Genomic DNA, 19540 nt, shown 5'->3' with positions numbered 1-19540 from the left:
GACTTATCGCTAACACGTGACCAGCCTGGAGGACATGGAACGCAAGACAGCCCTGGTCGCCGGGGCGAACGGGATCATCGGCCGCAACCTCGTCGAGCACCTGCGGGCGGACGGGAACTGGGACGTCATCGGCGTCTCACGCAAAAGCGGTCTCGCTGTCGACCTGCTCGACGCCGCCGACACCCAGGCCAAGATCGGCGCGCTGACCGGCGTCACGCACCTCTTCTACGCGGCTTATCAGGACCGGCCGACGTGGGCCGAGCTGGTCCCGCCGAACCTGGCGATGCTGACGCACCTCGTCGACGCCCTGGACCCGGCCGCGCTCGAGCACGTCAGCCTGATGCAGGGCTACAAGGTCTACGGCGCGCACCTGGGCCCGTTCAAGACGCCGGCGCGCGAGACCGACGCCGGGCACATGCCACCGGAGTTCAACGTCGACCAGCAGCGGTTCCTGGAGCGGCGAGGCGGCTCGTGGTCGGCGATCCGGCCGTCGGTCGTCGGCGGCACCGCGCTGGGCAACCCGATGAACCTCGCGCTGGTGATCGCGGTGTACGCGTCGATCTCCAAGGAACTCGGCCTGCCGCTGCGGTTCCCGGGCAAACCCGGCGCGTACGACAGCCTGCTGGAGATGACGGACGCGAGCCTGCTGGCCGACGCGACGGTCTGGGCGACGCGCCACGAGGGCGCGTTCAACATCGCGAACGGCGACCTGTTCCGCTGGAGCGAGCTGTGGCCGAAACTGGCGGCCTACTTCGACCTCGAAGTCGCTCCTCCACTTCGGATGTCCCTTGTGGACGTGATGGCCGACAAAGCTCCACTGTGGACGTCCATGGCGGCCGAACACGGCCTCACCGCGTCCTATCAGGACGTGTCGAGGTCGTGGGCATTCGGCGACTTCGTGTTCGGCTGGGACTACGACATGTTCGCGGACACGTCGAAGGCGCGTCGCGCGGGCTTCCACACGTACGTCGAGACCGAGCAGATGTTCTACCGGCTGTTCGACGAGTTCCGCAAGGCGCGGGTGATCCCCTAGCCGCGGCCGATGAACGGCATGGTCGTCGCGGTGACGGTGAGGAACTGGACGTTGGCGTCGAGCGGCAGGCCGGCCATGTAGCGCACGGCGTCGGCGACGTGCCGGACGTCGAACGTCGGCTCGGCGACGACCCGGCCGTCGGCCTGCGGGATACCGGCGGCCATCCGCTCGGTCATCTCGGTGGCGGCGTTGCCGATGTCGATCTGCCCGCAGGCGACGTTCCAGCCGCGGCCGTCGAGCGAGATTGACCGGGTGAGGCCGGTGACGGCGTGCTTCGTGGCGGTGTAGGCGACGCTCGCGGGCCGCGGGACGTGCGCGGAGATGGAGCCGTTGTTGACGATCCGGCCGCCGCGCGGGTCCTGGTCCTTCATGAGCCGGACGGCCTGCTGGGCGCAGAGGAACAGGCCGGTCAGGTTGACGTCGACGGTCCGTTTCCAGTCCTCGACGGACAGATCGGCCACGGTCCCGGCGGCGCCGATCCCGGCGTTGTTGACGAGCAGGTCGAGCCGTCCCCACTTGGCACGGACCGCCTCGAACAGCTCGGCGACGGACTCTTCCCGGGATACATCGGTGGGCACGACGAGCGCGTCCTCGTGGCCGTCGGCGGTTTCGGCGAGGGCGTCGGAGCGCCGTCCCGCCAGGGCGACGGACCAGCCGTCCGCCAGGAGGGCCCGCGCCACCGCCCGCCCGATCCCCGACCCGGCCCCGGTCACCACCGCCGTCTTCGCCATCACGCCTCCTACACTGCCCCCATGAGTCTTCGCGAGCGTTTCCAGGCCGGTCTCGCCCGGCAACTCGGCCACCCTAGCGGCCTGCGGGGCCGGATCGTCGGGGCGATGCTCAACCGCCGCAACCACGCGGCGGTGGTGAAAGCGGTGGCGGCCCTGGAGCTGTCCGGCACGGAACGAGCGCTCGACATCGGCTTCGGCGGCGGCCTCGGCCTCGGGCTCCTGCTGCGGGAAACCACCTCGGTCCGGGGCGTGGAAATCTCGCGGACCATGGTCGAGCGGGCCCGCGGCACGTTCCGCGGGGAGATCGCCGCGGGCAGGCTGGCGCTGAGCGAGGGGCCGATGACGGCGTTGCCCCTCGACGACGGTTCGGTCGATTCGGTCGTCACGACGAACACGGTCTACTTCGTCGACGACCTCGACGCCGCGCTCGCCGAGGTCGCGCGGGTGCTCGCGCCGGGCGGACGCTTCGTGCTGGGCGTCGGCGACCCGGACCTGATGGGCCGGGCCCGGATGCTGACCGACAACGGCTTCCGCATCCGGCCCGTGCCCGAACTGGAGGCGGCGCTGACCGCGGCCGGGCTGAACCCGCTGCGGCACGAGCGGTTCGCCCACAGCGGCCTCGGCTTCCACCTGCTGGTCACGCGCAAATAGGGCCCGGCGAGCGCCGGGCCCTCTTCGCGAGCGGAACCTACTTGGCCGCCACCCCCAGCGCGGCGAGCGCCGGGCCGGCCATGATCACGCCGTTGCCGGTCACCGTGTCGAACCCGGGCGTGCCCAGGTCGATCGCGCTCGACACCAGCGCGCTGCGGATCTGCGCGGGGGTCGCCGTCGGCTTGCCCGACAGCAGCAGCGCCGCGATGGCCGCCGCGTGCGGGGCCGCCGCCGACGTCCCGTAGAACGACTGGAAGCCCGCCACCGACGTCGCCACGCCGTCGGCCGCCGTGATGTCCGGCTTGCTGCGGGTCGTGCCGCCCGTCGAAGACACGTTGCCCGGCGTGATCGCCGTGCCGTCCGCGTTGTAGAACAGGTGGCGCTTGCCGTCGGAGGAGAAGCGCTCCCACTTGCTCGCCGCGGTGAACAGACCCGGGTACGGACCGACCGGGTTGGCCGGGTCGCCGGTCTCCAGCGGCCGCGTGAACGCGGGGCCGGCCGGGGCCGCCGCCACGCTGAACGCGTTCGCCGCCGACGAGTGGCCGTTCGTCACGCCGTTGGTGCTGAACGCCCTGAGCGAACCCGAAGCCACGAACCGGCCGCGGATCACGTTGAGCGCGATGAACCGGTCGGCACCGCTGTACTTGACCACCGCGACCTTGTAGCCGGAGCCCGTCGAAGGCACGCTCGCGATCTCGTACGGGTTCTGCGCGCCGGACTGGCCGTTCTCGCTGGAGGCCACGACGCTGCCCGCCGAGTTCAGGATGAACAGGTCGTAGTCGTTGGCGGACTTGCCCCACGGGTCGGACCAGAACAGCGTGACGGGCTTGCCGAGCGAGCCGGCCGAAAGCGCGTCGAAGTTCTGCGTCGTGGTGCTCGGGTCGAAGTCGTGCGGGGTGCCGGTGACGCCGCTGATCTTCGACGACGACGCGCGGAAGTCGCCTTCGTAGTAACCGCTGGTGCCGTCGGTCGCGTTGCCCGAGTTGCCGGCCGAGGAGAAGTACAGGACCCCCGCCGCGGTGACGTCGTTGACCGCCTGCGCGACCTGCGTGTCCTGGAACGGCGACTCGTCGAAGTAGGCGACGTCGTCGATGATGATCGTGCAGTGGCCGGTGGTGCGCAGCGCGCGGATGTTCGCGGCGAAACTGGCCTCGCTGGTGAACGCCGTCGCGAAACCGAGTGCGGCGTCCGGCGCGAGGTCGTGGATGATCTCCAGCATCGCAGTGCCCTCGTCACCGCTGCCCTTCTGGCCGGACAGGACGTCCACCGCGGGCAGCTCGCCGGCGCTCTGCGACTTCGCCAGCGAGTCGACGCCGTCGGAGAGCACGCAGACCTTGACGCCGGAACCGCTGACCCCGTAGGTCGTGCGGGCGGTGTCGGCGCCGTGCGCCTGGTCGCCTTCGGACACCTGGGTCGCGGCGGCGGCCTTCACCGCCGCGGGCACTCCGGCGTCCCGGTTGCCCGGCTCGTTCCAGGTCGTGGCCTGCGAAGCGGGCTTGACCTCGGCGACGTCGGCGCGGCCGGCGATCGCGTCCACCGCGGACAGCGGGAGGTCGGCGCGGACGGCGCCGCCCGGCGAGGCGAAGCGGACGGTGCCGCCCGCGGCCTTGACCGCGTTCACGACGGCCGGGCCGCGAGTGGCGGCGATGTCGACCGAGACGGTGCCCGCGCTGCTGACGCCGACGCCCGAGCGGTAGTCGGGCAGCTTCGCGGCCAGGGAGCGGTCGGCCCGCAACCGCTTCTCGACGACCAGTTGGCTCGATTGCTTGCGCTCGGCGGGGGTCAGGCTCCGCTTGACGCTCTGGAGCGCGTTGATGCCCGCCTCGGTGCGCGCGGGGGCCGCGTCCACGGTAGACGGCTGCGCGGCCGAAACCCCCGTCGTCAGCAGCAACGCGCCGACCGCCAGCGGAACCGCGTGCGCGGCGACCCGGCTGAATCTCACCATCGATTTCTCCCTGCGGTACTCGGTCACTCGACCGAATGACACCCGACCGGGTGTAATGGGGAGAATCTAAGGAGTGACCGGGCGGGGATCCAGCGACCAAAGTCGGGAACGTCCGTTCGTCCACATGCTGGAACGATCAGGCTGTAACACTCAGGGGAATGTGAGACCGATTTTTCCCCGGCCGTGCCCGGTCTCGATCTCGCGATGAGCCGCCGCGGCCTCGCCGACGAGAACGGGCGGGGCACACGCGGCGCGGCCGCTAAGGTCGACGAATGATTGACTTTTCCAAGAACACGGTCTTCAAGCTCGCCCCGTGCAATCCCCAGGACATCGCGCCGACAGTGCAGCCGATCATCATCCACGGCGAACAGGTGGTGGCCTGTTTCAAAGCCGTCCGCGACTTCGTGGTGTTCACGGACAAGCGCCTGATCGCGGTGAACGTCCAGGGCGTCACGGGCAAGAAGAAGGACTTCACTTCGCTGCCCTACAGCAAGATCCAGGCGTTCTCGATCGAAACGGCGGGCACCTTCGACCTGGACGCCGAACTCGATCTCTGGTTCAGCGGCCTCGGCAAAGTACGCCTGGAGTTCAAGGGCAGCGCGGACATCCGCCAACTGGGCCACCTGATCGCGTCCCACGTGCTCTGAGGACCTGCCCTGACCGGCGAACCCACCGGCCAGGGCCCGAACTCACATATTGATCATGTGTCCGGCAAGCCCGTGCAGAGCTTCCTTCACCGCCTCACCCAGCGTCGGATGCGCATGCACGTTCCGCGAAACCTCGTGCACCGTCAAATCCCACTGCTGAGCCAAAGTCAGCTCCGGCAACAGCTCCGTGACATCCGGCCCGATCAGGTGCCCGCCGATCAGTTCGCCGTACCGGGCATCGCTGATCAGCTTCACGAACCCACCCGCGTCACCGAGCCCCTGAGCCTTCCCATTGGCCGTGAACGGGAACTTCGCCACGCGCACGTCGAAACCCTTTTCGCGCGCCTGCTCCTCCGTCCACCCGAAGCTGGCGATCTGAGGCTGGCAGTAAGTAGCCCGAGGGATCATCGGGAAGTCGAGCTCCATCGTCTCCGCGCCCGCGATCGTCTCCGCCGCCACCACGCCCATCGACTCGGACGCGTGCGCCAGCATCAGCTTCGCCGTCACGTCGCCGATCGCGAAGATGTGCTCGACGTTGGTGCGGCCGCGGCCGTCGATCGCGATCGCGCCGCGATCCGTCAACGCGACGCCCGTCTTCTCCAGCCCGTAGCCCTCGACCCGGGGCTGGAAGCCGATGGCCTGGAGCACCTTGTCGGCGGACAGGACCTGCTGCCCGTTCTTCTCCGACGACACCGTCACCTGCACCGACGCACCGGAGTCGTCGATCGACTCGACGCGGGTCGAGGTCAGCACCTTGATGCCGAGCTTGCGATACCGCTTGGCCAGCTCCGCCGACACCTCGGCGTCCTCCAGCGGCACCATCCGGTCGAGGAACTCGACGATCGTGACGTCGACGCCGTAGTTGTGCAGCACGTAGGCGAATTCGACGCCGATCGCGCCCGCGCCGGCGATGATGATGCTCGACGGCAGTTCGCTGGAGAGGATCTGCTCTTCGTACGTCACCACCCGCTCGCTGCGCGAGGTGCCCGGCAGCAGCCGCGTGGTCGCGCCCGTCGCGATGATGCAGTGGCCGAAGGTCACCTGCGAGCCGTTCACCTCGAGGGTGTGGTCGTCGACGAAGGTGCCGTGGCCGTCCAACTCGGTGATCTTGTTCTTCTTCATCAGGAAGTGCACGCCCTTGACGCGCCCGTCGGCGACCTTCCGGCTCCGCTCGTAGGCGGCGGTGTAGTCGACCTTGATCGGGCTGTCGGACGAGATGCCGAACGCCTTCGCCTCCTGCGTCACGACGTGCGCCAGCTCGGCATTGCGCAGCAGCGCCTTCGACGGGATGCACCCGACGTTCAGGCAGACGCCGCCCCAGTACTTCTCCTCGACCACCGCGGCGCTCAGCCCGAGCTGCGACGCGCGGATCGCCGCGACGTAGCCGCCCACTCCGGCCCCCAGCACGACGACATCAAAGTGTTGTGCACTCATACGCCCGAAACTACCCCTTCCGGCAGGCCCGGGCGGGGTGACGCGGACCTCAGCCGACGCGCTCGCGATCCCCCGGCCCGGACGTCATGAAAGAGTCGTTCACCGCGTCCGGCGACCTGAAAGAGTCGTTCATGACGTCGGCCGGGCGGGCCGGGCCTCAAGCGGCGACCGGGCGCTCCTCGCCGCGGATCCTCTCGAGCAGCGCCGTCACCGCCGCCATGATGCGGGCCGTCGCCTCCTCCAGCACCTCGCGGGTGAGGGGCCGGTCGCGCAGGTCGGACAGGTCGACCGGCGGTCCCGCCACCAGCTCGACCGTCTTGCGCGGGACCCCGCGGGGGAACCACGCCGTCGACGGCAGCAGGTGGTGGGTGCCCCAGTTCGCCACCGGGATCACCGGCGCGCCGGTCTCCAGGGCGGCGCGCACGATGCCGGTCTTGCCGCGCATCGGCCAGCCGTCGGGGTCCTTCGAGAACGTGCCCTCGGGGAAGACCGCGACGCACTCGCCGTCCCGCACCGAGGCGACGAGGTCGCGGTAGGCCTCCGCCGCCGTCGCCGCGCCGCGGTACACCGGGATGTGGCGCCCCGAGCGCATCACGCGGCCCAGGACCGGCAGTTTCCACAGCGACGCCTTCGCCAGGTACCGCGGTACGCGCCCGGCGGCGAGGCAGAACGCCGTCAGCGTGGCCGGGTCGGCGAACGACAGGTGGTTCGACGCCACCAGCACGCCCCCGGACTTCGGGATGTGGTGCGAACCGCGCACCCGGAACCGGGTCGTCTGGACGAGGAACTGCCAGACCACCTCGATCGCGAAGCTGTACCAGGCGCCCCGGCCGGCGCGGGCGAAGCGCCGGCCGTAGGCGATCATCCGGCGTCGGGTGAGCAGCTCACCCTCGGTGTCCAGGGCGGTCCAGCGGTCCATGACTGTCATTCGTAGCCCACGACCGGCCGGATCGGCCCCCGCGTCCGCCGAACGCGGCGCAGATCACACTCGCTCGAGAACCACCACAGGAATCTCGCGGTCCGTCTTCTTCGCGTAGTCGTCGTAGTCCGGCCAGACGGCGGCGAGCTTCTCCCACAGCTTCGCGCGCTCCTCGCCCTCGGCCGTGCGGGCGCGGGCGGTGAACTTGTCCGCCTTGACCTGCACGCCGACCTCGGGGGTCTCGACGAGGTTGAAGTACCAGCCGGGGTGGTTCGCGGCGCCGCCCTTGGAGGCCACGATCACCGGGTTGCCGTCGACCTCCTGGTAGATCAGGGCGAACTTGCGCTCCTGCCCGGTCTTGCGGCCCTTGGTCGTCAGCACCAGCGTCGGGACGCCTTCCTTCCACTCGTGGCCGACCTCGCCGTCGGTCTCCTCGTAGCGGCGGACGTGCTCGTCACCGAACAGCATGCGTGTTCCTTTCGCGGTCGATCGGCAGTGGCGTACTCACCACTTGAACGTTCTCCTTGTTTGCAACACACTCGACGCCGCCGATCTTCCGCGCGCAATTCACTCGAACGGGTCAGGTCCCCCGGCCAGCGGCTTCTCCCGGCCCACCCCCCTCCCAGTAGATTGCACCGACCGAGCACGCGGAGACACCCGAGACCGACCCCTGGAGGAGCCAGCCATGAAGGCCCGGCCGCACGTGACACTGGAAGACGTGGCACGCAGCGCGAACGTCTCGCTCGCGACGGCGTCGCGGGTGCTCAACGGCACCGCGTCCGTCCGCGCCGACCTGCGGGAACGGGTCTCCGCCGCCGCGGCCGAGCTGGCCTACGCCCCGAACGCGCACGCGCAGGCGCTCGCCGGGGGCACCCACCGCACGGTCGGCGTGATCTGCCACGACGTGAGCGACCCGTACTTCGCCGCGATCGCCGGCGGGGTGATGCGGGTGGCCACCGACAACGGGCTGCTCGTGATGCTGGCCGGCACCTTCCGCGACCCGGACCGCGAGGTCGCCTACGTCTCGACGCTGCGCGCGCAGCGGGCCGCGGCGATCCTGCTGATCGGTTCGGCGTTCGAGGACCGCGCGTGGGAACGCGCGATGGCGGCCGAGCTGGAGCCGTACCGCCGCGGCGGTGGCCAGGTCGCGGCGGTCAGCCGCCACCGCGGGCTCAAGATCGACACCGTCCAGCCGGACAACAAGGGCGGCGCCGCCGCGCTGGCGAAGGCCCTGGTCGGGCTGGGTCACAAGCGGTTCGCCGTGCTCGCCGGGCCGCGGAAGCTGAGCACGGTCGTCGACCGGCTGGCCGGGTTCACCGATGCGCTCGCCGAACACGGCATCAGCCTGCACGAAGACGACGTCGTCGAGGCCGCCTTCACCCGCGACGGCGGCTACGACGCGACGAAGCGGCTGCTCGCCGGCCGCAAGCGCAAGCTGCCGACCTGCGTCTTCGCCGTCACCGACGTGATGGCGATCGGCGCGCTGACGGCGTTGCGCGAGGAAGGCCTGTCCGTGCCCGGCGACATCTCGGTCGCGGGCTTCGACGACATCCCGGTGGTCCGCGACCTGGCCCCGGCGCTGACCACGGTCCGGCTGCCGCTGGAGGAGCTGGGCGAGCGGGCGATGGACCTGGCGATCAAGGGGGCCGGGGGCACCCGGCCGCGGACCGTCCGGCTCGCCGGCGAGGTCGTCCTGCGGGAGAGCACCGCGCGCCCCAAGCGCTGACCCGGACGGGCCTTGTCGTGCCCTGGCACAGGCCCTACCGTGGATTCGAGAAAGCGCTTTCTGACTCCCGGAGGTCTCCCGATGCTCCTGCTCCCGGTTCCCGGCGGCGGGCTCGCGCAGTGGTCACCGTCCGGCCCGCCGCTCCCCGGGCCACCGGGCGGACCACCGTCGTCGCGGATCGCCTACGCCGCCGTGCACGTCGTCGCGGACGCGCTCGCCGACGAGCCCGGCGCCGTCGACTGGGACACCACGCTGGCCTTCCGCGAGCACCTCTGGGCGCACGGGCTCGGCGTCGCCGAGGCCATGGACACCGCGCAGCGCGGCATGGGCCTCGACTGGGCGACGACGAAGACCCTGGTCACGCGCACCGGCGCGCTCGCCGCGGGACGCCGCTGGTGCGCGGGTGTCGGCACCGACCAGCTCCCCGCCGGGCCGGCCACCCCGGCGTCCATTGTGGACGCCTGGCGCGCGCAGCTGGACCTGGTCGGCGGCGCGGGCGCGGTCCCGGTCGTCATGGCGAGCCGGGCGCTGGCCGCGGCGGCGAACGGCCCCGGCGACTACCACGCGGCCTACGGGAAGCTGCTGTCCGAGGCGGGCGGCCCGGTCCTGCTGCACTGGCTGGGCGAGCAGTTCGACCCCGCGCTCGCCGGCTACTGGGGCCACCACGACGTCCGCGCCGCGGCCCGCGAGCTGGCCGCCCTGTGCGCCGAGCACGCGAGCACCATCGCCGGGGTGAAGGTCTCCGTGCTCGACGCCGAGGTCGAGACCGAATTCCGGCGCGCCCTCCCCGACGGCGTCGCCTGCTACACCGGCGACGACTTCCACTACCCGGACCTCATCGCCGGCGACGAGCAGGGCCACAGCGAAGCCCTGCTCGGCATCTTCGACCCGATCGCGCCGGTCGCCGCGGCGGGGCTGCGTCGGCTGGACGACGGCGACCGCGCCGGGTTCCACGCCCTGCTCGACCCGACCGTGCCGCTCGCGCGCGAGATCTTCCGCGCCCCGACCCGGCACTACAAGACCGGCGTCGTCTTCCTCGCCTACTTGAACGGCCATCAAGAGCACTTCCGGATGCTCGCCGGGAGCGAGTCGGCGCGCACGATCACCCACCTCGCGACGCTGCTGCGCCTGGCCGACGCGGCCGGCGTGCTCGCCGACCCCGACCTGGCCGTCGCCCGGATGCGGCCCCTGCTGCAGGTGGCGGGGGTGGCGTGATGGACCCGCGGTTCAGCCTCAACCAGATCACCACCAAGGCGTGGTCGCTGCCCGAAGCGGTGGCCGGGTGCGCCGCGGCCGGCGTCGGCTGGATCGGGCTGTGGCGGGACAAGGTCGCGGAAACCGGTGTCGACGAAGCCGCCCGCCTGCTCGAGGAGCACGGAGTGCGGGTCTCGTCGTTGTGCCGCGGCGGGTTCTTCACCGGCGTGACGCCGGAAGGGTCCCCTGTGGACGGTGTGACGCAGACGCGGGAGGCGATCGACGAAGCCGCCACGCTGGGGGCCGACGTCCTCGTGCTGGTCGTGGGCGGGATCGCCGGCAACGACCTCGCGGCGTCGCGCCAGCGGGTCGCGGACGCCGTGGGCGAGCTCGCGCCGTACGCCGGCGAGCGCGGGGTCCGGCTCGGCCTGGAGCCGCTGCACCCGATGCAGTGCGCGGACCGGTCGGTTCTGTCCACTGTGGACCAGGCGCTGGCGATCGCCGCCGAGCACCCGGCAGAGCAGGTCGGGGTGATCGTCGACGAGTTCCACGTCTGGTGGGACCCCCGGATCGAGGAGTCGATCGCCGCGGCCGCCGGGCGGATCGCCGGGTTCCACGTGTGCGACGTCCTCGTGCCGCTGCCCGACCCGCTGCTCGGCCGCGCGCTGCCGGGCGACGGCCCGATCGACCACCGGCACCTGCGCGCCCGCGTCGAGGCGGCCGGCTACACCGGCCCGATCGAGGTCGAGGTGTTCAACGCCGCGTTGTGGGCCCGGCCGGGGGCCGACGTGCTCGCCGAGACCGTCGCTGCGTTCGAGCGCTACGTGGCCTGACCCGCCGGTACGCTGGGTCCGTCAAGCGGACGGGGGTCGCTCGGTGATGGCGGAAGACGACGGAGCGGTCCGGAGCGTGCTGCGCGCCTTCGACCTGCTGGCCTTCTTCACCGAACGCCGCCGGACGTGGGCGGTCAAGGACCTCACCGCCGCGAGCGGCCTCGCCAAGACGACGGTGCTGCGGCTGATCGCCACCTGTGAGCAGCGCGGGCTGCTGTGGACGCGGCCGGACGGGCGGGTCACCGTCGGGCCGGGGATGCTGCGCTGGGCCCAGCTGGCGAACACCGCGTGGCAGCTGCCCGAGCCGGTCCGCCAGGTCCTGCGTGAGCTCGCGCGGGAATACGGCGAAACGGTCAACCTGTACGTGCGCGGCACCGAAGTGCTCGTCTGCGTGGCCCAGCAGGAGGGCTCGCGGGCCATCCGGCACGTCGGCCGCGTCGGGGACGAGCTGCCGCTCGGGTGCGGGGCCGCCGGGCGGGTGCTCGCCGGCGCCGACGGCCCCGCGGTCAGCCACGGCGAGCCGGAGCCGGGCGCGTCGAGCGTCGCCACCCCGGTGGCCGACGCCGACGGGCGGCTGCTGGCCGCGCTGGCCGTCACCGGCCCGACCACGCGCTTCACGGCGGAGGCGGTGGCGAAGTTCGGCGCGGGAGTGACGGACGCCTCACGTCGCATTTCGCGCATCGGTTTCGGTGTCCGGCCGGACTAGAACGTAGGCTCCCGGCATGCCGAACCTGCTGGTGGTGGAAGACGACGCGGCGATCGGCAGCGTGCTCGAATCGACCCTGCGACTGCACGGTCACCAAGTGTGCTGGCGCCGCGACGGCCGCACCGCTCTGCAGGCCGCCGAGGCCGGCGACTTCGACCTCGTGCTGCTCGACCTCGGCCTGCCCGACCTGGACGGCGTCGAGGTCTGCCGCCGGTTGCGGGCCGCGCTGCCCGCGTCGGTGCTCGTCATCCTCACCGCCCGGCAGGAGGAGATGGACGTCGTCGTCGGCCTCGACGCCGGCGCCGACGACTACCTCACCAAGCCGATCCGGCTGGGCGAGCTGCTGGCCCGGGTGCGCGCGCACCTGCGCCGCGGCGCGCCGGCCGCGGCCCGGCCCCCGGTGACGATCGGCGGGCTGACCGTCGACATCGCCGGCCGCCGCGCCACCCTGGGCGGGCACGAGGTCGTGCTGCGGGCCAAGGAGTTCGACCTCCTGGCCCGGCTGGCCGAGCAGCCGGGGGTGGCCGTGAGCCGCGAGACGCTGATGTCCGAGGTCTGGGACGCCCACTGGTACGGCTCGACGAAGACCCTGGACGTGCACATCGCGGCGGTGCGCCGCAAGCTCTCGACGGCGGCCGGGCCCGACGCCGAGGTACCCCGGATCGCCACCCTGCGCGGCCACGGGTACCGGCTGGAGGACCCCGCCCGGACCATCGCCGAGGGCTGACCGTGCGCCGTCGGATCACCACGCTGACGGTGCTGGCCGCACTCGTCGCCACCGTGCTGTTCGCGCTGCCGCTGGGCATCGCGGTCTGGCAGTACTACCACGACGACGCGAAAGGCGACCTGGAGCGGGCCGCGGACGCCACCGCGCTCGCCGTGTCGGAAGACCTGAACGCCGGACGGCGGCCGACCGTGCCCCCGCTCGACGAGGAGGACGACGAAGCCGGGGGCGAGGTCGGGATCTACGCCCCGGACGGGCGGATGCTCGCCGGGCACGGGCCCGCCGTCGGCGGCCCGGTCGAGCGGCAGGCGGCCGAGGCCGCGGCGGACGTCGTCATCGGCCGGGAAGGCGAAGAAATAGCGCTGGCCGTGCCGGTGGTCAGCGGCCCCCGGGTGACCGGCGTCGTCCGCGCCGCGATGCCGCTGTCCCAGCTGCGGCTGCGGATCGTGCTGACCTGGCTCGGCATGGCCGGGCTCGCGGTCGCGACGACCGGGGTGAGCTGGCTGATGGCCCGGCGGTCCACCAAGCGGCTGGTGCGCCCGATGGAGGAGCTCGCCGCCGCGGCCGAACGGCTCGGCGACGGCGACTTCACCGCCCGGTCGCCGCGGGCGGGCATCGCCGAGATCGACCAGGTCGGCGAGGCGCTCGACACCACAGCCGCCCGGATCGGCTCGACGCTCGAGCGCGAACGCGCGTTCTCCGCGGAGGCGTCCCACCAGCTGCGGACGCCGCTGACCGGGCTGCGCCTGCAGCTGGAGGCGGCGCTGGAGACACCGGACGCGGACCCGCGGGCGGCGATCCGCGCCGGGATCGCGTCCGCCGACCGGCTGGAACGCACCATCGAGGACCTGCTCGCGCTCGGCCGCGAACGCCGGGCGCCGCGGGCCGAGCTCGACCTCGAAGCCCTCCTGGAGGAGGTCCGGCAGGCCGGCGAGGCATTGCTCTCGCCGCACGGGCGCACGCTGCGGATCACCCGCCAGGACCCACCGCCGGCGCGCGTGGCGGCCGCGGCGGTCCGCCAGGTGCTCGGCGTGCTGCTGGACAACGCGGCGACGCACGGGCGCGGCACGGTGACGCTGGTCGCCCGCGACGCCGGCGACGCGCTGGCCATCGACGTCGCCGACGAGGGCCCCGACCTGGGCGAGACGGACCCGTTCGCGACGGCGGCGGCCGGGCACGGCATCGGCCTGCGGCTGGCCCGCAGCCTCGCCGAGGCCGAAGGCGGCCGGTTGCGGCTGAGCCTGCCGGACCCGCCGACGTTCACCCTGCTGCTCCCGGCCGCCGACCCACCCGCCCCGGCGTGACAACCGGGCATCACGCGTGACTGGGCAGGCATCACGCGTGACTGGAGGGGCATCACGGCTGATGCCCCTCTGATCACGCGTGATGCCTCGCTGGACACGCGCGATGCCCGCTATCGCACGTGGAACGATTCGCCATGATTCGTGTGGCTTGGGCAATGAATCACCTGTGATTCTTCTGTACGCGCAATGTTGTCCCGTTGCCGTCCGGTTCGTCCTACTCCTACGCCTACGCCACCCTCGGCGAACTGGTCGCCTGGGTCTGCGGCTGGTGCCTGGTCCTCGAATACGGCGTCTCGGTGGCCTCGGTCGCCGTCGGGTGGGGGCAGTACCTCAACGAGCTGCTCCGGCTGGCCTTCGGGTTCGCGATCCCCGACGCGCTGAGCCAACCGCCCGGCTCCGGCGGGATCGTCAACGTCCCCGCGATCGTCGTCGTGGTCCTCGCGATGCTCCTGCTGCTGTCCGGCGCGAAGGAGAGCGCGCGGGCCAACGCCGTCATGGTCGCGGTGAAGATCGGGCCGGCCTGCTCGCCGTCGGCGCGATCGTGGCGATCTCCAGCGTCGTGCTGACCGTCCTCTACGGACAGACGCGCATCCTGTTCGCGATGTCGCGCGACGGCCTGGTGCCACCCTCGCTGTCCAAAGTGGATCCAAAGTCGGGTTCGCCGCGGATCAACACGCTGGTGGTCTCGGGCTTCGTCGCCGTGCTGGCCGCGTTCATCCCGCTCGGCAAGCTCGCTCCTGCTGCTGCGGCGGCGCCGGCCCGAGCCTACCTGCTCGGCGACGACCCCGCGAAGCCGGCCGTCATCTGCCTGTCCTACACGTGGGCCCGACGACTCGCTGAAGTGGCTGCCGCTTTCGGTGACCGAGCGCGTCGAGGTGATGCTCGGCTCCTTGCGCGAAATCTACCCGGGTGTCGACGTCCGCCGGCACATCATCGGCGACCCGGTGACGGTGTCGTGGGAGGCGGAACCGCACTTCATGGGCGCGTTCAAGGCGAACCTGCCCGGGCACTACCGCTACCAGCACCGGCTGTTCACGCACTTCGTGCAGGACTCGCTGCCGGAGCGTCACCGCGGGTTGTTCCTGGCGGGTGACGACGTCTCGTGGACGGCGGGCTGGGCCGAGGGCGCGGTCCAGACGGCACTCAACGCGGTTTGGGGCGTGCTGCACCACTTCGGCGGCGAGACACACCCCGCGAACCCGGGGCCCGGCGACAGTTTCGACGACCTCGCGCCGATCACGCTGCCGGACTGAGCGTGCCCCGATCGTGCCACCCCGGGAGACTGAGCTGCCCGGTGCAACCGGTCATGCGACGATGGGACCATGAACACCGAGCCGGCGCCGAGATGGCGAAGACTGGAACCGGACGAGCGGAAGGAACAGATCTTCGCTTGCGCGGCGCGGCTGTTCGGTGAACGCCCCTACTCCGAAGTGTCCACTTCGGACATCGCCGCCGCGGCCGGCGTCGCGCGGGGGTTGATCAACCACTACTTCGGCACGAAACGCGAGCTGTACCTGGAAATCATCCGCCGCGCGCTGACCGTGCCGCGCCTGGCCGTGGAAATCCTGCCGGACGGGCCGCTCGACCTGCGGGCCGACGTCGCCATCGAGTGGTTCCTCGACATGGTCACCAGCCAGGAGCGGATGTGGCTGGCCGCGATCGCGCCGGAGGGCATCGGGCGCGACCTCGAGGTGGAGCGCATCCTCGAAGAAGCCGACCGCGAATCGGCCGACCGCGTGCTCGAAGCCGTCGGGCTGTCCAGCGAAAGCGAACACGGCCCCGAACTCAACGCGCTCGTGCGGGCGTTCGGCGGGATGGTGAAGTCCGCCGGCCGGGAATGGCTCGTGCGCGGGTCCCTGACCCGCGCCCAGGTGCACCTGCTGCTGTCCAAGTCGCTCGTCACGCTGGTCGGCGAGATCTTCCCGGCGATCCAGGGGGAACCGCCGCACCCGGACGGTCGCGAATAGACCGAAGCCCCCGGCGCCACGAGGGGGAGGAGGGCGCCAGGGGCTCCGGGTCAGCGGACGAACCGCCGACGCACGCTCACGGTACGCCGGAGCGCTGTCAAGTCGCTGTCAACCCTTCGCCGCCCGATTCGCGAAGTTCTTCCAGCCGGTGAGCGAGCCCGTCCAGGCACCGGCGGACAGCGTATTCGTAGAGCTGCGCGTAGTAGCCCGCGGCGAGGTCGGGATCGCCCATCAGGTCGTGCATCGCCGAACCGAGCTCGGCCATCCCCGGCAGGTCGGCCCGCTCGCGGTACTTCGCGTACTCCTCGGTGTTGTCGATCCGCAGGGCGAGCGCGCCGTCGCGGTCGTCCTCCATCGCGACGAACTGGCACGCGGTCATCACCAGCAGGTTGTAGGCCAGCACGCTTTCGTGACCGAAGCCGGCCTTCAGCAGCACACCGACGCCGGCGTCGATGCTGCGCGTGGCCGCTTGGACGGACGGGCCGAACAGCGCGAGCCGCCGCGCGCAGCCCGGGTAGGCCCGCAGCACCGCGCGCAGGCTCGCCAGCAGTTCGGTGAACCAGTCCTGCCACGGCAGGAACGGGTCGGGCAGCTCCAGCAGGCCGACGACCCGGTCGACGACGGCGTTCACCACCGCGTCCCGGTCGCCGACGTGGTGGTAGATCACCGCCGGGTAGGCCTCGACCGCGCGGGCGAGCTCCCGCAGCGTCCAGTTGTCGAGGCCGCGTTCGCCGGTCAGCGTCGTCGCCGCGCTGATGATCCGGTCGGCCGTGAGCGCCGGCAGTCCCGCCGCGGCCCGTGACCGAGGGCGTTGTCCGGTACCCGAGGATGAGGTCGGCATGGGGCGTAACGGTAACCGCACGGGTGGGACCGGTGCCAGCGCCGCACGGGTACGGCAGGATCGGGGCATGGCACGCGCACAGGCCAACGGTCTCGAGCTCGAGTACGACACCTTCGGCGATCCGGACGGTCCGCCGCTGGTCCTGGTGATGGGCCTCGGCGCCCAGATGATCACCTGGGAGGACGGTTTCTGCGAGCTGCTCGCCGGGCGCGGGTTCTTCGTGGTGCGCTACGACAACCGGGACGTCGGGCTCTCCACCTGGCTCGACGAGCTGCCGGCGCCCGATCTGGCCGCGCTGGCCGGCGGCGACCTGACGTCGGCGCCGTACCGCCTTTCGGACCTGGCCGACGACGCCGTCGGGCTGTTCGACGCGCTCGGCATCGGACGCGCGCACGTCGTCGGCGCGTCGATGGGCGGGATGATCGTGCAGCAGCTGGCCATCGACCACCCGGACCGGCTGCTGTCGGTCACCTCGATCATGTCGACCACCGGGGACCCGGCGGTCGGGCGGGCCGAGCCGTGGGCGCTGGCGCTGCTGACGCGGCCGCCGGCGACGACCCGCGAGCAGGCCCTCTCCGACAGCGTCGACGGCTACCGCCGGCTCGGCTCCCCCGGCTACCCGGACGACGAGGCGTTCCTGCTGGCCAAGGCGACGCTGCACTACGACCGCGCCCGCCACCCGGTGGGCACGCTGCGCCACGCGGCGGCGGTGCTGGCGTCCGGCGATCGGACGCCGGGCCTGCGCTCGGTGCGGCTGCCGGCCCTGGTCGTCCACGGCGACGCCGACCCGCTGATCGACGTCAGCGGCGGCAAGGCGACGGCGGAAGCGATCCCGGACGCGGAGCTGCTGGTGATCCCGGGCATGGGCCACAACCTGCCGCGCGCGGTGTGGCCGACGCTGGCGGAGGCGATCGAGCGCGTGGCGGGTCAATGACGCGTCAAGATCCCGGGGTCCGGGCGTAGGGAAGGTGTCCTGGCTCACGGTCCCGGGGCTCGTGCGGGGTCTCCTGGACGGCATGAGTGGTGGCTTCGGGTTCCCGTTCGGCTGTGGGGCGGCGGTGGTCGCGGTGCTCGTGGCGGAGCTGTGCGGGGCGACGGGGCAGCCGTGGTACGCGCTGGTCACGCTGGGTGCGGTGGTGCTGCTGACCGCCTTCTGGAGTTCGGTCGCCGCGGCGATCGGGGTCGCGGCGGTGGCGTGGGCGCTGGACTCGGGTTTCGTCCTCGGCCGGGCGGGAGAACTCACCTTCTCCCCGCCCGCCGCTCTGGCCGCCCTGGTCCTCTTCGCCGCTCTCGCTGTTGGCCTCCTCGCCCGGCTCCCGGCCGGCGGGATCGGGAGGCCCGCCGGCCGTGTCGACCCTCCAATCACGCGAGTTCCGCCTTCAATCACGCGAGTTCCGGGCTCGATCACGCGAGATCCGCCGAACCGACCCTCCAGGCACGCGAGCCGACCGTCTGAGTACGCGAGTTCGCCGTTCCGGTACCCGGGACTCACGTGATCAGGGACGTAATTCGCGTGATTGGGCGCGTCATTCGTGTGATTGGAGGGGCATCTCGCGTGATTGGGGGGGACGACACGTCAGGTCCGTGGGAGCGAGGCTCGGCGGGCCGCCAAGGCCGCGATGATGCGCGGGAGGCCGGCCGGGTGGAGCGGGTCGATGTCCGTCAGGTCGCGGACGCGGCGCAGGCGGTAGTCGACCGTGTTGGGGTGGACGTGCAGGCGCGCCGCCGTGCGGCGGCGGTTCGTGTCCAGCTCCAGGTACGTCGACAGCGTCTCGACCAGCTCCGGGTGCGCGTCGAGCGGGGCGAGCCCCGCCGCGAGCCGGTCGCGGGCCTCGCCCGGACGGGTCAGCTGGTACTCCACCAGGACGTCGTCGAGGCGGTAGAGCCCCGGCGGGCGGCCGAACCAGCGCAGCACGTCCAGCACCTCACCGGTCCGCCCGGCCACGAGCCGGACCTCCGGCGGCGTCGCGGTGTCGGCCGCCGCCAAGACGTCCACGCCCGCCGCGCGCCCGGCCGCGTCCAGCAGAGACCCCCACTCCGACACCGCCGACAGCCGCCCGGCCAGCGGCAACAGCACCAGGCCGCCCGGGCCGTCCAGCGACGCCAGAACGCCGTCGCCGCAGGAGCGTTCGAACGCGGCCAGGAACCGCCGCAGCTTCCGGCGGATCGCGATGTCGGCGTCGACGCCCGGGGACGCCTCGTCGGCGTGCGGCCCCAGCTCGACGCTCAGCACCAGGTACCGCGCCGGCAACGTGATCCCGGCGCTGCGGGCGACGACGTCGACCGGACCGCCGTCCGCCAGCACCGACAGCAATGAGCGACGCGCGGTGTGCTCCTGCCCGACCTTCGTGCGCAGCTCCTCCAGGTAGCCCCGCGTGACCGCGCCCGTGACGGTGCCGACGAACGCGAGCACCCGGTCCGCGACGTCGAGGAGGTCGGCGACGTCCGCGCTGCCGGCGTCGGCCGAGCCCACGGCGAAGATCTCGCGCGCGCCGACGTGGTACGCGGTCAGCACGGCCTCCAGCGGAAAGCCCTCCTCGGCCCGGCGCACCGCGGACGCGCCGATCTGCCGCAGCTCGGCGTCGTTGAGCTGCCGGTCTTCGCGCAGGCTCCGGGCGAACGCGCGCACGGCCTGCTGGGTGATCCGCGCGATGTCGCCGGCGAGCTCCTCCACCGGCAGCCGCCGGTAGTCCGCGACGTCGGCCTGGATGCGCGTCAGCACCCGCGCGATCAGCTCCGGCTCCTCCTGGGTGAGCCGCTCGTGGACGCGCTGCCCGCCGAGGGCCAGATCCCCGCCCGGTTTGTGTTCCGTCACAACCGACGCCCCCGTTCTCTGCCCGGATTCCCAGTCAATCCCGCCACGCTCGGTGCCGATGGTGTCACGG

20 protein-coding genes and 1 pseudogene are annotated in these 19540 nt (G+C 72.0%); 14 read left to right on the top strand and 7 right to left on the bottom strand.

What is annotated here, in order from left to right; translation table 11 throughout:
- Window positions 1-34: 34 nt before the first annotated feature.
- Window positions 35-1033: an SDR family oxidoreductase gene (locus AB0N03_RS39305; RefSeq protein WP_364383310.1), complete on the top strand. Its 999-nt coding sequence runs from the start codon at window positions 35-37 to the stop codon at window positions 1031-1033.
- Here the strand turns inward: AB0N03_RS39305 and AB0N03_RS39300 are convergent.
- Complete coding sequence (locus tag AB0N03_RS39300; protein WP_364383307.1) at window positions 1030-1764, bottom strand: SDR family oxidoreductase; 735 nt, start codon at window positions 1762-1764, stop codon at window positions 1030-1032. The genes AB0N03_RS39305 and AB0N03_RS39300 overlap by 4 nt on opposite strands.
- 21 nt (window positions 1765-1785) lie before the next feature.
- On the opposite strand from AB0N03_RS39300, the gene AB0N03_RS39295 reads away from it, so the two are divergent.
- Entirely contained in the window at window positions 1786-2415 is a 630-nt protein-coding gene (locus tag AB0N03_RS39295) for a class I SAM-dependent methyltransferase (RefSeq protein WP_364383304.1), read from the top strand.
- A 37-nt stretch (window positions 2416-2452) separates the two neighbouring features.
- On the opposite strand, the gene AB0N03_RS39290 is transcribed toward AB0N03_RS39295, so the two are convergent.
- On the bottom strand, window positions 2453-4360 hold the full coding sequence (locus AB0N03_RS39290) for a S8 family serine peptidase (protein ID WP_364383301.1): 1908 nt from the start codon (window positions 4358-4360) through the stop codon (window positions 2453-2455).
- A gap of 272 nt (window positions 4361-4632) precedes the next feature.
- On the opposite strand from AB0N03_RS39290, the gene AB0N03_RS39285 reads away from it, so the two are divergent.
- Window positions 4633-5007 (top strand): PH domain-containing protein, encoded by a 375-nt coding sequence (locus AB0N03_RS39285; protein WP_364383298.1) that lies wholly within the window; start codon window positions 4633-4635, stop codon window positions 5005-5007.
- 42 nt (window positions 5008-5049) lie between these two features.
- On the opposite strand, the gene lpdA is transcribed toward AB0N03_RS39285, so the two are convergent.
- From lpdA to AB0N03_RS39270, 3 genes are all read right to left on the bottom strand, one after another.
- Entirely contained in the window at window positions 5050-6441 is a 1392-nt protein-coding gene (lpdA, locus tag AB0N03_RS39280) for a dihydrolipoyl dehydrogenase (RefSeq protein WP_364383295.1), read from the bottom strand.
- A gap of 157 nt (window positions 6442-6598) precedes the next feature.
- On the bottom strand, window positions 6599-7369 hold the full coding sequence (locus AB0N03_RS39275; RefSeq protein ID WP_364383293.1) for a lysophospholipid acyltransferase family protein: 771 nt from the start codon (window positions 7367-7369) through the stop codon (window positions 6599-6601).
- A gap of 54 nt (window positions 7370-7423) precedes the next feature.
- Window positions 7424-7828 carry a nitroreductase family deazaflavin-dependent oxidoreductase gene (locus tag AB0N03_RS39270; RefSeq protein ID WP_364383290.1) on the bottom strand — a complete coding sequence of 135 codons (405 nt, stop codon included), beginning with the start codon at window positions 7826-7828 and terminating at the stop codon, window positions 7424-7426.
- Between the two features lie 217 nt (window positions 7829-8045).
- Between AB0N03_RS39270 and AB0N03_RS39265 the strand changes: the two genes are divergently transcribed.
- The 9 genes and pseudogenes from AB0N03_RS39265 (at window position 8046) to AB0N03_RS39225 (ending at window position 15814) form a co-directional block, all read left to right on the top strand.
- A complete protein-coding gene (locus AB0N03_RS39265; protein WP_364383287.1) occupies window positions 8046-9086 on the top strand; it encodes a LacI family DNA-binding transcriptional regulator in 1041 nt (346 codons plus the stop codon).
- Window positions 9087-9167: 81 nt separating this feature from the next.
- Entirely contained in the window at window positions 9168-10301 is a 1134-nt protein-coding gene (locus AB0N03_RS39260; RefSeq protein ID WP_364383285.1) for a DUF993 family protein, read from the top strand.
- Window positions 10301-11113, top strand: coding sequence for a sugar phosphate isomerase/epimerase family protein (locus tag AB0N03_RS39255; protein ID WP_364383282.1), 813 nt, complete (start codon window positions 10301-10303; stop codon window positions 11111-11113). Before AB0N03_RS39260 ends, AB0N03_RS39255 begins: the two co-directional genes overlap by 1 nt.
- A gap of 46 nt (window positions 11114-11159) precedes the next feature.
- Window positions 11160-11819: an IclR family transcriptional regulator gene (locus AB0N03_RS39250; protein WP_364383279.1), complete on the top strand. Its 660-nt coding sequence runs from the start codon at window positions 11160-11162 to the stop codon at window positions 11817-11819.
- Between the two features lie 16 nt (window positions 11820-11835).
- Entirely contained in the window at window positions 11836-12546 is a 711-nt protein-coding gene (locus AB0N03_RS39245; RefSeq protein ID WP_364383276.1) for a response regulator transcription factor, read from the top strand.
- A 2-nt stretch (window positions 12547-12548) separates the two neighbouring features.
- Entirely contained in the window at window positions 12549-13847 is a 1299-nt protein-coding gene (locus tag AB0N03_RS39240; protein WP_364383273.1) for a HAMP domain-containing sensor histidine kinase, read from the top strand.
- 188 nt (window positions 13848-14035) lie between these two features.
- A pseudogene (locus AB0N03_RS39235) lies at window positions 14036-14583 on the top strand (amino acid permease); the annotation flags it as partial.
- Complete coding sequence (locus AB0N03_RS39230; RefSeq protein ID WP_364383376.1) at window positions 14492-15100, top strand: FAD-dependent oxidoreductase; 609 nt, start codon at window positions 14492-14494, stop codon at window positions 15098-15100. The pseudogene AB0N03_RS39235 and the gene AB0N03_RS39230, both read left to right, overlap by 92 nt.
- A gap of 69 nt (window positions 15101-15169) precedes the next feature.
- On the top strand, window positions 15170-15814 hold the full coding sequence (locus AB0N03_RS39225; RefSeq protein WP_364383270.1) for a TetR/AcrR family transcriptional regulator: 645 nt from the start codon (window positions 15170-15172) through the stop codon (window positions 15812-15814).
- A 97-nt stretch (window positions 15815-15911) separates the two neighbouring features.
- Here AB0N03_RS39225 and AB0N03_RS39220 read toward each other — a convergent pair whose 3' ends face one another.
- Window positions 15912-16655 (bottom strand): TetR family transcriptional regulator, encoded by a 744-nt coding sequence (locus AB0N03_RS39220; protein ID WP_364383267.1) that lies wholly within the window; start codon window positions 16653-16655, stop codon window positions 15912-15914.
- A gap of 67 nt (window positions 16656-16722) precedes the next feature.
- Here AB0N03_RS39220 and AB0N03_RS39215 point away from each other — a divergent pair, with 67 nt between their 5' ends.
- Both AB0N03_RS39215 and AB0N03_RS39210 read left to right on the top strand, forming a co-directional pair.
- On the top strand, window positions 16723-17589 hold the full coding sequence (locus AB0N03_RS39215; protein ID WP_364383265.1) for an alpha/beta hydrolase: 867 nt from the start codon (window positions 16723-16725) through the stop codon (window positions 17587-17589).
- 34 nt (window positions 17590-17623) lie between these two features.
- A complete protein-coding gene (locus tag AB0N03_RS39210; RefSeq protein ID WP_364383262.1) occupies window positions 17624-18151 on the top strand; it encodes a hypothetical protein in 528 nt (175 codons plus the stop codon).
- Between the two features lie 80 nt (window positions 18152-18231).
- Here AB0N03_RS39210 and AB0N03_RS39205 read toward each other — a convergent pair whose 3' ends face one another.
- Window positions 18232-19470 (bottom strand): helix-turn-helix domain-containing protein, encoded by a 1239-nt coding sequence (locus AB0N03_RS39205; protein ID WP_364383259.1) that lies wholly within the window; start codon window positions 19468-19470, stop codon window positions 18232-18234.
- Window positions 19471-19540 lie beyond the last annotated feature (70 nt).

Origin of the sequence: Amycolatopsis sp. NPDC051061, from assembly GCF_040682935.1 — a bacterium.
In the GTDB taxonomy this organism is placed as follows: Bacteria; Actinomycetota; Actinomycetes; order Mycobacteriales; family Pseudonocardiaceae; genus Amycolatopsis.
Note: the sequence above shows the minus strand (reverse complement) of the source record. Positions and strands in the feature narration are given on the sequence as shown.

Bases quoted from the DNA above. Each gene is read 5' to 3' on its own strand.
- AB0N03_RS39305 (WP_364383310.1), top strand. From the start codon at position 35: ATGGAACGCAAGACAGCCCTGGTCGCCGGGGCGAACGGGATCATCGGC.
- AB0N03_RS39300 (WP_364383307.1), bottom strand. From the start codon at position 1,764: ATGGCGAAGACGGCGGTGGTGACCGGGGCCGGGTCGGGGATCGGGCGG.
- AB0N03_RS39295 (WP_364383304.1), top strand. From the start codon at position 1,786: ATGAGTCTTCGCGAGCGTTTCCAGGCCGGTCTCGCCCGGCAACTCGGC.
- AB0N03_RS39290 (WP_364383301.1), bottom strand. From the start codon at position 4,360: ATGGTGAGATTCAGCCGGGTCGCCGCGCACGCGGTTCCGCTGGCGGTC.
- AB0N03_RS39285 (WP_364383298.1), top strand. From the start codon at position 4,633: ATGATTGACTTTTCCAAGAACACGGTCTTCAAGCTCGCCCCGTGCAAT.
- lpdA (WP_364383295.1), bottom strand. From the start codon at position 6,441: ATGAGTGCACAACACTTTGATGTCGTCGTGCTGGGGGCCGGAGTGGGC.
- AB0N03_RS39275 (WP_364383293.1), bottom strand. From the start codon at position 7,369: ATGACAGTCATGGACCGCTGGACCGCCCTGGACACCGAGGGTGAGCTG.
- AB0N03_RS39270 (WP_364383290.1), bottom strand. From the start codon at position 7,828: ATGCTGTTCGGTGACGAGCACGTCCGCCGCTACGAGGAGACCGACGGC.
- AB0N03_RS39265 (WP_364383287.1), top strand. From the start codon at position 8,046: ATGAAGGCCCGGCCGCACGTGACACTGGAAGACGTGGCACGCAGCGCG.
- AB0N03_RS39260 (WP_364383285.1), top strand. From the start codon at position 9,168: ATGCTCCTGCTCCCGGTTCCCGGCGGCGGGCTCGCGCAGTGGTCACCG.
- AB0N03_RS39255 (WP_364383282.1), top strand. From the start codon at position 10,301: ATGGACCCGCGGTTCAGCCTCAACCAGATCACCACCAAGGCGTGGTCG.
- AB0N03_RS39250 (WP_364383279.1), top strand. From the start codon at position 11,160: ATGGCGGAAGACGACGGAGCGGTCCGGAGCGTGCTGCGCGCCTTCGAC.
- AB0N03_RS39245 (WP_364383276.1), top strand. From the start codon at position 11,836: ATGCCGAACCTGCTGGTGGTGGAAGACGACGCGGCGATCGGCAGCGTG.
- AB0N03_RS39225 (WP_364383270.1), top strand. From the start codon at position 15,170: ATGAACACCGAGCCGGCGCCGAGATGGCGAAGACTGGAACCGGACGAG.
- AB0N03_RS39220 (WP_364383267.1), bottom strand. From the start codon at position 16,655: ATGCCGACCTCATCCTCGGGTACCGGACAACGCCCTCGGTCACGGGCC.
- AB0N03_RS39215 (WP_364383265.1), top strand. From the start codon at position 16,723: ATGGCACGCGCACAGGCCAACGGTCTCGAGCTCGAGTACGACACCTTC.